General features: G+C 57.8%; 11 protein-coding genes. 4 read left to right on the top strand and 7 right to left on the bottom strand.

Annotation, left to right across the window (positions count from 1 at the left end; genetic code table 11):
* Positions 1 to 258 precede the first annotated feature (258 nt).
* Together NG895_RS20885 and NG895_RS20880 are read right to left on the bottom strand one after the other, a co-directional pair.
* On the bottom strand, positions 259 to 492 hold the full coding sequence (locus tag NG895_RS20885; protein ID WP_252854475.1) for a hypothetical protein: 234 nt from the start codon (positions 490 to 492) through the stop codon (positions 259 to 261).
* Position 493: 1 nt separating this feature from the next.
* Entirely contained in the window at positions 494 to 751 is a 258-nt protein-coding gene (locus tag NG895_RS20880; protein ID WP_252854474.1) for a hypothetical protein, read from the bottom strand.
* A gap of 615 nt (positions 752 to 1,366) precedes the next feature.
* Here NG895_RS20880 and NG895_RS20875 point away from each other — a divergent pair.
* A complete protein-coding gene (locus tag NG895_RS20875; protein WP_252854473.1) occupies positions 1,367 to 3,241 on the top strand; it encodes a heavy metal translocating P-type ATPase in 1,875 nt (624 codons plus the stop codon).
* Positions 3,242 to 3,257: 16 nt separating this feature from the next.
* Here NG895_RS20875 and NG895_RS20870 read toward each other — a convergent pair whose 3' ends face one another.
* The 5 genes from NG895_RS20870 to NG895_RS20850 all read right to left on the bottom strand — a co-directional run bounded on the left by NG895_RS20870 (position 3,258) and on the right by NG895_RS20850 (position 8,375).
* A complete protein-coding gene (locus tag NG895_RS20870; RefSeq protein ID WP_252854472.1) occupies positions 3,258 to 4,622 on the bottom strand; it encodes an outer membrane protein assembly factor BamB family protein in 1,365 nt (454 codons plus the stop codon).
* A gap of 135 nt (positions 4,623 to 4,757) precedes the next feature.
* Positions 4,758 to 5,990, bottom strand: coding sequence for an Nramp family divalent metal transporter (locus tag NG895_RS20865; protein ID WP_252854471.1), 1,233 nt, complete (start codon positions 5,988 to 5,990; stop codon positions 4,758 to 4,760).
* On the bottom strand, positions 5,987 to 7,099 hold the full coding sequence (locus tag NG895_RS20860; protein WP_252854470.1) for a DUF2891 domain-containing protein: 1,113 nt from the start codon (positions 7,097 to 7,099) through the stop codon (positions 5,987 to 5,989). Before NG895_RS20860 ends, NG895_RS20865 begins: the two co-directional genes overlap by 4 nt.
* A 54-nt stretch (positions 7,100 to 7,153) precedes the next feature.
* Positions 7,154 to 7,798 carry a DUF1801 domain-containing protein gene (locus NG895_RS20855; protein ID WP_252854469.1) on the bottom strand — a complete coding sequence of 215 codons (645 nt, stop codon included), beginning with the start codon at positions 7,796 to 7,798 and terminating at the stop codon, positions 7,154 to 7,156.
* A gap of 85 nt (positions 7,799 to 7,883) precedes the next feature.
* The gene (locus tag NG895_RS20850) at positions 7,884 to 8,375 is read right to left on the bottom strand and encodes a bacterioferritin (RefSeq protein WP_252854468.1); all 492 of its coding nucleotides are present in this window, start codon (positions 8,373 to 8,375) and stop codon (positions 7,884 to 7,886) included.
* A 227-nt stretch (positions 8,376 to 8,602) separates the two neighbouring features.
* Between NG895_RS20850 and NG895_RS20845 the strand changes: the two genes are divergently transcribed.
* The 3 genes from NG895_RS20845 (at position 8,603) to NG895_RS20835 (ending at position 11,986) form a co-directional block, all read left to right on the top strand.
* Positions 8,603 to 8,773 (top strand): hypothetical protein, encoded by a 171-nt coding sequence (locus NG895_RS20845; RefSeq protein ID WP_252854467.1) that lies wholly within the window; start codon positions 8,603 to 8,605, stop codon positions 8,771 to 8,773.
* Positions 8,774 to 9,524: 751 nt separating this feature from the next.
* Positions 9,525 to 10,631 (top strand): serine/threonine-protein kinase, encoded by a 1,107-nt coding sequence (locus tag NG895_RS20840; protein WP_252854466.1) that lies wholly within the window; start codon positions 9,525 to 9,527, stop codon positions 10,629 to 10,631.
* A 68-nt stretch (positions 10,632 to 10,699) separates the two neighbouring features.
* A complete protein-coding gene (locus tag NG895_RS20835) occupies positions 10,700 to 11,986 on the top strand; it encodes a hypothetical protein (RefSeq protein WP_252854465.1) in 1,287 nt (428 codons plus the stop codon).
* Positions 11,987 to 12,001: the final 15 nt, after the last annotated feature.

Below are 12,001 nucleotides of genomic sequence, written 5' to 3'. Positions count from 1 at the left end.
ACCAGTAGTTTCAACTGGATTATGTTGACTCGCCCGAACACCAGAGAAAGTCGCCCACTCATAAGTTGCGCCAGTGCGCAACTTGCCAGTCAATTCGGACCGTAGTCGCACGAGTGCGTCGGTAACGACCGAGCGACATCCTCTGTTTCGCGTCAACAATTTGGTCCTGCCAGCGGTATGCAAGATCGGTCTGTGCGATGTTCACTGAATCTCGGTGTGACCTTTTGGCTGGCGGAGAAGTACTCACCCCGGCGGGTGCTACGCATAGTGGGTGAGCAAACTGGCCACCAACCCACCAGCCAGCCCTAGGAATGAAAGATAGGCGAGCCAAGTCAGCAGTTCGTCGCCAAGATTGCTTTCGCCATGGTGCCCATGTTGTTCCATGGTCGCCCCCGTTCGTTTAAGCCACCACAAAACAAGGGTGCCCCCCAAGAATCGCAGATTGAGAAAGTAGGTGTAGTCGATCTTAAATCGCTCCGTCGGTCTCACCATCTCACGCGTTCCACCCTCGGGCAGTAAATCGATGGCGGCAAATCCATAGTGCAGCATCAAGGATGCCGCCACCAGCGAAACCCAAAAAAACGGCCAAAATGTAGTAGGCCATCTTCGAACCGTAGTACTTGGCATTGATGCGAAGCACGGGGAACACGACCAGGTCACTCAAAATGAACGCCATGATGCCGGCGAAGCATCCGACCACCTGTTCGGAAATGGCGTCATTCCCAGATTCGCTACAAGCAATGTATTGCAACCGACTACCTTGGCAGATAGTGGCTCAACTGCGACGGCCCCAATCGGCAGAGGTCGCGCCATGCTCCTCCTGCAGTCCAATGGATGCAAACTTCGCGCCAAGAACCCCTTGGCAACGTGCTGAAGCCGTGTTGTTCCGTCGCACACCACCGTTTGGCAGCAACTCCTCACTCTATCCCTGGTATCTAAAAGTATCACTCTACATGAGCGAGCCAAATTATCTGGAAATCCCAGGCTTGCCCTCCTAATTTCCCCTTCACTGAAAACGCATGCGGAGAAACGGCACCGCAGACGCATCTACCTTGTTTCCCTACGTCTCGGCGTTGTGCTGGAGGTCATGCCGTCCACTACGTTGCGGGCTTGGCGACATTATCACACTGCTGGGCAAGCTAAGTTGTGGTATCGGCAACCGCCACACGCCCCTGCAATCTCGACCTCACCCCGCCCACTAGTTGCCGTCTCAGTCTCAATCTCAACTACAAGTGGACACGCCGGTCGTCAAAGCCACGGATGGCACACTTGATGACGCGAGGCAACTTCTGCACGGAGAGGGGGATTGCTAAGATACGGAAGTGGCTCTTCCCCTGCTTACTTCCGTTAGATCGTCAGCCGCTTCATGTCTCGGTTCTCAGTGGGCTATCTGTGGTCGATTAGGCAGTACCTAATTGCTGCGATTGCAGTTGTCGCTATCTGCCTGCACTTGGCGTTTCGCATTGCTGGCGATTCGAAGTGGGTTGACTCTCCATTAATCGCTGCCCTCCTGCTGGGTGGAATTCCGTTGGTCGCGGAGTTGCTGGTGAAGATGTTTCGCGGGGAGTTTGGCTCCGACTTGCTGGCAGGCATCTCGATCTTGACTGCCGCAATATTGGGCGAGTATCTCGCCGGTACGTTGGTTGTCTTGATGCTCTCCGGCGGCGAAGCGCTGGAGGCATTTGCCGTACGCAGCGCGTCCAGCGTGTTGGAAGCTCTGGCTCGCCGGATGCCGACCGTTGCTCATCGCAAGCTGGACTCGACACTGAAAGATGTGCACCTCGACGACGTGATACCGGGAGATGTCCTCGTGGTGCTGCCGCACGAGATCTGCCCTATCGATGGCGAGGTGATCGACGGCCATGGCGTGATGGATGAGTCGTATCTGACCGGCGAGCCCTACATGATGTCGAAGACACCTGGCTCGGAAGTGCTGTCGGGGGCGGTGAATGGTGAATCGGCGCTTACGATTCGCGCCACTAAGCGAGCGGTCGACTCGCGGTATGCCAAGATCATGACCGTGATGGAAGCCACCCAGCAACGGCGGCCGCGTCTTCGGCGACTTGGCGATCAACTCGGAGCGTGGTACACCCCGCTCGCCTTGGCGATTGCGGCAGCTGCCTGGATGGCAAGTGGCGAGCCAATCCGCTTTCTGGCCGTGCTGGTCGTGGCTACGCCATGTCCGTTGTTGATCGCCATTCCCGTGGCGATCATTGGCTCGATCTCGCTGGCGGCGAAACGCGGGATCGTCGTGAAGGACCCCGTGGCGCTCGAACGAATCAGCACCTGCCGCACGGCCATCTTCGACAAAACGGGCACACTCACTTATGGTCGACCACAACTTACCGAACAACTGACAACCGGTGTCTTCGACAACAAAGAACTGTTGAGCCTGGTGGGCAGTGTCGAAAGGTACTCAAAGCACCCCCTGTCCCAGGCCATTTCTGAAGAGGTCAAGAAGGATCAAATCGTGCTCCGCGACGTCCGCGAAATAAGTGAGCGGCCCGGCGAAGGATTGCGAGGCGAAGTGGATGGACATACCGTTTGGATCACCAGTCGCAAGCAGTTCCTGGCCGCCAATCCCACCGCAGGAAACGAAGTTCCGCCGACGATTGGTGGCATGGAGTGCGTGCTAGTCGTCGACGACCAGTATGTTGGTACTTATCGCTTCCGCGATGAACCCCGCCGCGAAGGCGCGCAGTTCATCCACCATCTGGAACCGATGCACCGCTTCGATCGGGTGCTCTTGGTTTCAGGGGACCGTGCGTCTGAGGTTGAGCACCTGGCCAAGCGAGTGGGGATAACTCAAGTCTATGCCAGCCAAAGCCCAGAACAAAAGGTCGCCATCGTCGAACAGGAAAATGCCCAAGCCAACACAATGTTTGTGGGCGATGGCATCAACGATGCCCCGGCCCTGATCGCCGCGACCGTGGGCGTTGCCGTCGGCCAGAATAGCGACGTCACCGCTGAAGCGGCCGGCGTAGTGATCTTGGACAGTTCCTTAGAAAAAGTCGACGAGTTCATGCACATCAGCCAGCGGATGCGGCGCATTGCGCTGCAAAGTGCCGTGGGCGGCATGGCCCTTAGCGTTGTCGGCATGGCTTTCGCGGCGGCAGGATACCTGCCGCCAGTCGCCGGCGCGGTGGCGCAGGAGATCATCGACGTCCTGGCAGTGCTTAACGCATTGCGAATCTCGCTGCCACCGCAGTCGTTAACGGACTTCCAGCACGGAGTTCGATAACACTTCCTTCCGTTTCTCACCCACCCGCATTAATGTCATAGCAAAGCAACAAGCCCTGGTCGCGGATGTACAGCCGCCCATTGGCAATCACCGGATGAGTCCAGGCGGGTGATTCGCTACGATCGGGTTGTTCAAACCGCCCCCGTTCGACGTACTCTTCCCGGTTTGGCTCGATGAGAATCACTTCGCCATCCTCGGTGTACAGATAGAGCCTGCCATCAGCAAACGAGAGCGCACCCTTTCTGGCATCGCGAACGGTCCACAGGTCCTCGCCGGTCTCGAAGTCGAGGCAACGCAAGAAGCCGCCGCCATTGCCACCGTTGGCTCCATACAGCACACCATCAACGAGGATCATCCCACCATGATGATTCTGCATCTTGTTCGTCGAGTAGACCTCCTCGGTGGAGATCTCTCCTCCAGCTGCCTGGTTAAGCTCCACCAACCCACCCCCGGCGCCGTAGGCTGAAGCGGCAAACACGTGGCCATCTTTGTACAACGGCGTCGAACAGTTAATGCCCATGTTGTTAGCGGGGCGTTTGTACTCCCACAGCAGATCTCCCGTCTCGGCGTCCACACCAATCACTGCCTTAGCCAAGAACTGGACGTATTGCTTTCCCCCCGCAAAGTCGATGGCGATGGGCGAGGAGTATCCGGCCAATGAACGAGGACCTCTTCCGAATCGTCCGCGGCCGCGTGATCGACGCCCCCTGCCCTCCGATTCTTCCTCAGACGCTTCTGGCTCGGGCTGCGGTTCAGGCTCTGGCGTCGATAGCTTCCACATCAACTCACCCGACATCTTGTCGAGCGCCACCATGGTATGCTCGTAGCCACCGGGCGTGCAGACTACCTTGGCCTCATCGACCAGCGGCGACTCATTGTACCTCCAGGCAGGTGGGATACCTCCGAAGTCATTGACCAAGTGATGATGCCACAGGACCTTGCCATCCGGCAAACTGAGGCAGGCCAGCTCTCCGCCAAGCCCAATCACATAAAGTCGATCGCCATCGATGGTCGGCGTACAGCCCGGGCCCTCGGACCCTTGCGGCATGCCACCTTTGCTCGCGGGGCCGATGCGGCTGGTCCAGATTACTTTGCCATCGTCCTCCGATCGGCACCAGACGACGTCATCGTCTCCCTGACTACTCATGCCGTAGATTCGCCCGTCGACAATTGCGGGAGCACTGTATCCTCCGCCAAGATCATCGACGCGCCATGCAAGCGATGGCCCATCTTTGGGCCACTGCTGCAAGAGCCCGGCTTCTATCGACTTTCCATCACGGTTCGGCCCCTGCCACTGCGGCCAGTCGGCCGCCACCGTGGTGCCCGCCGTGGCTAGCGCCAATGCGAATACGCCAACAATCCATCTTGCTTCACTCTTCATCTCACCGTCCTCATTGGTCGACTTCAATTCGCCTGCAGTGCCCGCCAATCTTCAAACTGGCCGCCGGCGCGCAACTCTCCCAGTTAAGAACCCCGCCGGGGTTCTGAAGTGTCGTCCAGTCGCGAAAACATGGGGTCAGTGGAACAGGCCAATCAAACTCTTCACCCCCGGGAGGGCCGCGATCCCTACGACGAACCCTGCTGCGATGTTAAGCATCCAATTGTTGCAGTTCTGGCCCAGAAGTTGAGGGCGATTCATAGTCCACAGTAAAAACGCAGCGACCAATGGCAGTAAGAGTCCGTTGGCCGCTTGCGCAAACACGATCGTCACCTGAGGGCTTTGCCCACTGGCTCCCGCCAGCACAGTTCCCACCAGGGCGACAATCAATGAAGCATTCCTCGCTAACGATGGGCTCGACTGACGCACCGACTCCGACACAACAAACCCCGCTGCAAGAGGGGCGGTGATGGCGCTCGTAAGTCCAGCGGCCAGCAGCCCGGCCGCGAACAAGTACTTTCCCATCGGCCCAAGCAAGGGCTGCAACTGACGCGCAAGGTCGTCCCGGGAAATCGCGCCATCCGCGGTTCCTCCGAACGCGACCGCGGCAGTGACGAGTATCGCCATGGTCACCAGCCCGCCAAGCGTGACCGCCAGCAGGGTATCTAGTCGCGATTCGCGGAGCGAGTGCCTCAGAGAATTGGCCTCGCTCCATCGCTCTTGCACCACTCGAGCGTGCAAGAACAAGTTGTACGGAACAACAGTCGTGCCAATGAGCGCCATGGCCGTGAGCATTGAGCCTTCGGGGAGAGAGAATGTGAATACCTCCCGAAGCACCTGAGAGGCATCGGGTCTGACGAGCATGGCGGTGCTCACGAAGGCAATACTCATTAAGATGACTACCGCAATCAGCAACTTCATCAGTCGCCGAGCCCCACCGCCGAATGCCAAAAGCAGCATCGCGATGCCACCGAGCATCATGGCCCCCAGTCGCACCGATGCGCCTGTGAGAATTGAAAACCCCAACCCAGCCCCTATCAAGTTGCCGGTCTGGTAAGCGGTGTTCCCCACTACAATAGCCGCTAGCACCAGCAAAGTGGCGGCTCTTTGAGCCGATGCATTGGGGATCGATTTGTGTATCGCGGAGGCCAGACCACAGCGAGTTACCAAGCCCAACCGCCCCGCCATTTCTTGCAGCACAATGGTCGCCGCAATCGCCACAAGCAACGTCCACAGAAGCGAGTATCCGAACAAAGCTCCGGCGTGACCGGCAGTGATCACTGTACCCGGACCAATGAAAGCAGCGGTGACGACAAATCCCGGGCCAAATCTCCAGCGCCGCCGTGCCGCAGCGGGACGGGTGTCGCTCATTGCTCGCAACCAACTTGGGTCAGCAGGTAGACCGAAAAAGTAGCCAGCCAGTGTTCCCCTTCGTAATGGCCGCTAAAGACATACTTCATGCCCTCCTCGGTGTGGGCAGTGATGGAATCTTGAAGTGCCACCCTGCGAGGATCGTCCGCCGGCAGCGCCGACAACACCCCTTGCTGCGTCCAGCCGCGGGATAGATTCAGCCCCACCAGATGCACGATCTTTGGATCGGTCACGTCGGACACCTGCGCCGGCTTAAGCAGATTGGCTGCGTCGGAATCCGCCGAGGCCAGTCCTGGCAAGAACAGTTCCAGCCAGTCAGCGAAATCGTCCCGAGAGAGCACCCGCCGCATGAGGTCGGCTTCGTTCCACGCTGTCGAGAAGAAGTCCTCACCCGATGGCTCAAAGCGACTGGGATAATCGCGATCTCCCTGATACTTCTCACGGGCAAAGGAAACAATGAGCGACTCGAGCTCTTCATTGTTCACGATCCGGGAGTAATCAAGCATCTGCCCCAGAGCGAACGCGGTGTCGGGGTGCACGCCTGTGCGAATCGGATAGGTAAGTTTTGGTAGATAGCCTTGCGTCAGTTCAACGATTCGATCTTCGAGCGGCGCCAGATTCTTCGCCCACCGCCGGGCATCCGCGTCGTTCCACTGCTTTAGCTCTGCCGCCAACCGCAACGTCCAAGCCCAACCGTAAGTGCGTTCGAAGCTACGATTCTCTTTGGCCTCGAAATAGTCGGCTTCGGCCTGCAATTTCTCGGCAGTGAATTGGCTATTTAACAGCGCGCGAATCTCGCCAACAACCGAGGCGTTGGGATACTCCTTCGCCAAACGCACAAGCATCCAGTGTCCGTGCACAGAGGAATGCCAGTCGAAACACCCATAGAACACAGGATGCATCTCCCGTGGTGATTGCACCGACTCGCGGCCCACCATCACGTTACTGGGCTTATTCGGATACTCCTTGGTAATCCCGTCCAGCGCCAAACGGGCAAAACGAGTTACCTGCTCGTCGGTAAGCTCGACGTCGGGACGAATGTCATTCGCCATACAATGGGTACTCATCAGCACCATGCAAATAATCGCCAAGTACAAAACCAAACGCATTTCGGCTCACTCCCAGAGTTTACTTACCACCGATGATACGAGGGACAACTTACTTTAAGCAAACTTATGCGAGCCGTCGCAACCGGGCATCCTCTTTGACAACCCACAGACGCAGTCGTTGATACCTTTGCCATCGATTATACGTTCCCGGTATTTTTCGATCCTTGAATTCCGTGTTCGCGACTGCTTGGCAGCCGCAAAGTGCATCACGTACGCCCGCTGCCGACCGGGCGTGAGGGATTTGAATGCCTTCTCAAACTCGCGGTCTTCGTTCCAAGCAGCCTGAAGTTCTTCGGGGATGGCAATCTCGCCGGCGGGCACGGATTCAACTTTTAGTCCAGACTTCTCTACTTCGATCGCCTCGCGGAGATATCGCTTCACCGTCGCCGCGAGCTTGGTTACCTCTGCTGCATCGGCGAATTTGACGATCCGTGCCGAACGAGAGTTCTCACCCTGCTTCACCAAAACGCCCTTGGAGTCCTTCAGTAAGGCCCCTTTGAAAAAGCTGAGGCAAAAATACTCCTTGAACCCGCCAATCATCGCAATATTGCTTCCCTGGTACGTATAACAGGGAGCGCGCCACTTGAGTTCTTCCTTGAGATCGCATTGAAGCACGACCTCTCGCAGTTCCTCCATTTCCTTCGACCACTGCTTGGCATTTCTAAAGTATTCGTCGACTTTGGAATCGGTGTCGTTCATGCGATTGGACGGGGATGAAAAGAAGAGAGACGCCGTTCGTGCGGCGTCTCTCGCAATGCTTGGCAACCTTGTTGGAGCGTGTCTCCTAAGCTTCGCCACCTTCAGTGGGGGCCGACATGTGCTTGGCAATGTAGGCTGGCTCGCCCATGCGTTCGAGCAGATCGAGCTGTAACTCCAGCCAGCTCATGTGCTCTTCCTCATCGAGCACGATCTTCTCGAAGATGCTCCGCGAGCCGATGTCGCCTGCGTCGTATGCCTTCTTGGCGGCGCCGGTATAGAAACAAATGGCTTCCTTCTCGTCTTCCAGATCGAGCTTGAACACATCGGCTAGCGACTTGGCGACAACCGGCGTCTTCTCGAAGGTCATCTCGGGCGTACCTTTTAGGAAGAGAATGCGATCCAGAAACGCCTTGGAGTGCCCCAGTTCCTCGGTCATCTCTTCGCTCATCTGCGCCGCAAGCCGGTCGATTCCCCAATCGGTCAGTACGCTGCTGTGCAATTGGTACTGATGGGCAGCAGTGAGTTCCATGGAAAGCGCCTTCTGCAGGTCGGCAAGCACCTCTGGATTAGCGGCCATGTTTGATTACACCTCGGTTTTCTTGTTTGTTATTGTCTGGGTCACATGAGCGGAGCCTCCCGCGTCGTGCCCGTCGAACTTGTGATATTATTAGTCTAGGACTTGGCGACTAGTCGTACAATTGTGCGTGATGTCCGTGCGCGACCTGTTCTTCCCGTTCGCTGCAAACTGTCAGACGGTAATTCAGCAAGGTCAAATTCCGCGATAGCGTGAAGTAGATTGACGTGATGAGATCGCACACACCGCAAAAATATTCGAAGCAGGACTTGCCGGAGTTGTTCGCTCGATTGCGAACCGACGGGGACCAGGTAATGGATGAATGCGTCCATTACTTTGTGGCCGAGTCGTTCGGCCACTGGCATGGCAGAGCACAGGCCGGCATGGCACAATTGTTGTAGAACCGGCACCTTGCCAAAAAACACCATGGCATGCTGATCGACGCCGTTTGCCGCAAACTGAGGACTGCTGAGTTTTCCGAGCAGTTTAGGGCTCAACTTAACATGGCGATCCGACTGGCGCCGCAGGCCGTCAAAGTGCAAGCGACCGAGTTGCTCGGGGCCAAGAAGCCTTTTGTTCGCCGCTACGCCCAGTGGACATTAACAAGAACCTCGCGGATAGAAGCCCACGCCACCCCCTCCGAGGAGGGGGTTCACCTGTCTAGCTATCTAAGCGTTTCTTTGCCTCACCGTCCGACGTGATTGCTGGAGCATGGCGGATCGAGCCACACCACTGGCGGGTACTTTTCCGCCACGCATAGCCGACGTTTTGCTGGCGGCGGACTTGGTTGCGAAAACCGTCGCCATTTTCAGCGCGCGTGGGAGCGGTGCACCCGCGAGCTGTCATCAACCCGCACGGTCGCTTCGGTCATCCGCGCACGAAGGAGTAAGGGCTTGAAAGTGAGACAACAAGTTCTGACCACAATTCTCAAAAAAGTGTGAAAAAAGCCGTTACGCTTTGCTTGCTTTGCCCCCTCGATAGCTTGGACTTAGTTGTCCATTTCCAGCTAGACATTTCTGCTAGCGGCGAAGTAAAATCGAAGAACGTGGCGGGGATATTGATTCATCCCACCAACGGCAGCCCAGTGATAAGAGGTCTGTCCCTTGGAAAAGGAATACGCCGCGACTCATCAGGTGGAGCGACACGACCACAATGGACAGCAGTACAACGATTCTCCACTCTCCGCGTACGGTGGGGCCAAGCGAACGTCCGCCTGGCCATGACGTGGAAGAGATTCTTCGATCTTATGGCGAACTCATCCAGCGAAGCAAACTTGGCTGGACCGAGCATTTGCGGCTACGACGACTGCTGGGAACCGGCGGTCAGGGCCAGGTCTACTTGAGCGAACGGCGTGGCTCGGACGGCTTCACGCTGCCGGTCGCCCTCAAGTTCTTCTCTCCCGAACGTTTCGAGGGCGAGCGTGACTACGTGGAAGCAATGCGTCGGATGGCCCAGGTAGGCTGCCATGTGTCGAAGATTCAGCATGATAATCTGCTGGATGTTTACAACTTTATTGAGCGCAACCGCGTCCGTATTCTTGAGATGGAGTGGGTCGACGGCTACGACCTCGACATCCTGCTTACGCCTGCCATGCTCGAACGGGCTCGCCAGCAAGTGAGTTGGGAGCGGTGGGAGTACATCAACAACGTTATCGTAACCCGAGGTCCCGTCCGTCCTCGCTTGAAGCCGGGGATGGCGGTCGCGTTGCTGCATGAAGTGCTCGCCGGACTTGCAGCCTTGCACCGCGAAGGAATTGTGCACGGCGACATCAAGCCTTCGAACATTATGGTCAAGCGAACAGGCCATCCGAAGATCATTGACATCGGTTCGGCCGTCGAGCTTTCCAATCTGCCGCCACAGCGCACGTGTACCCCACAATATGCCGCGCCCGAAATCCTGGAGCGCGAAGACGTCTCTCCTCGCTCCGACTTGGCGAGCGTCGGCTACGTGCTTGTCGAAGCACTTTCGGGGCGCCCCCTGTTTGCGGGCATCAAAGACTACGCGGCCATGCTCGAAGCCAAGCGGACCCTGCCACAGCGGCTGGAGAAAGTCGTTCCGCCGGAAGTCCGCGACAGCGAATTGTTAATGACCATTTGCCGCCGATTGACTTCGCCCGACCCGATGCTGCGTTATGGCAGCGCTGAAGAGGCGATTACTTGCGAAGATGGTCTGGCCGAGTTTGAACGCACTCTAGTGCGAGGCGACTTGGCTAGCGAGTACGAAAACGAAATGCGGGTGTGGCTGGAAGAACTCGACTGACCTACTCCAGGCAGCGAGTGAAACGCCGAGCGCCCAACGCAATACCTATGTCAGGAAGGATCTGACCGATGCGATTGCTTGCTGCCTTATTGTTGCTGCCCGCCTCTGTGGCTTGGTCGCAAGATCGCTACTCTCGTCAACCGGTTGGTCCACCTCCCGATCCGAACGGCGGGGGAGCAACCGCCGCGAGTGACATGCGCGACTTGCTGGGTGGCTTCGAATCCCCGCCGGGCGGCCAAGGCGGCAGCCAACCCGCCAGTGAGTTGCCCGCGGCACAGCCGCTCGACTCCCCCGGAACTGCCCAGCCGAGCCAACCCCCGGTAGGGACGCCTCCCAACACCTATACGGGGGAACCTTCCTACGGAACTTCAGCCTCGGCTGCGGCCGAGCCACCCGCTCGAACCTCCGCGACGGTCGACACCGATTACGCCAAGCGGCTGATGGACTCGGCACTCACGCCGCCCAGCAACACGCAACTCTCAGGTACTCCCGTCTTCCTGCCCGAGGTGGTAGCCCCTGTCGGTTCGCGCAGCGAACAGTCGGAATGCATCGGCGCCTATTGGGATCTCTGCAGTGCTGTATCCGACTACTATTTGAGTTTGCGGGAACAGAACGACCTGCAAAACTTGGTAGCCCGGGGTGGGCAGACACCACTTCTTCAGCAAGCACTTTCAAAGTTGGAAAAACGCCGAGATACGGCACTCTCTGCCGCCCGCGCTTCGCAGCGTCGGCTGGCATCCCTAATGAATCGGGACCAGTCGGCTCCGCTGCCGTTGCCCGGGGACATGCCCCTATGTGCCGGTTACCACACGCGTTACTCGCAGTACTTTCCGACGGATAACTCCCCTGAAGCCGCTGAGTTGAACCAACTATTGCCTTTACGCCATGCCGAACTACTCGAGTCGGCGGCGGCCGTATCGCAGGCCGAAAAGTACTTTAACAGCATCGCTGACCGGCCAATGAACGACCAGGGCGTGGAGCTCTTGATGCAACTAGAGGGCTTGGCGCTAAAGCGTCGGGCGTTCGTACAGATCGCTCGCGACTACAACAAACGAGTGGCCCGGTATACGGAATTGGCTCGTCCTGGCGACGTGGGGGCAAATCGATTGGTGTCGATGCTGATCAAGACCAACGGCAGCGTGGCAAGCCGCACTTCTTCGCCGACACGCCCCAGCTTGCGGGACCGCTCGGAGAGTGCTCCACCGCATACGTTCCAGCAGGACGCGAACCCGCTCAATAGCACCGCACCTCGTCTGGACGAAGAAGTCATGACCACTAGCGGCGAAGAGCCGAACATGGTGGAGAAGATCGCACCAGGCGAAGTATCCGTCCTCCGCCGCCGCAACGCCGAATAGGCCGCTCGCAACGCG

The sequence above is a fragment of the Aeoliella straminimaris genome, assembly GCF_024054565.1.
In the GTDB taxonomy this organism is placed as follows: Bacteria; Planctomycetota; Planctomycetia; order Pirellulales; family Lacipirellulaceae; genus Aeoliella; species Aeoliella straminimaris.
This window is presented reverse-complemented; position numbering and strand designations above follow the sequence as displayed.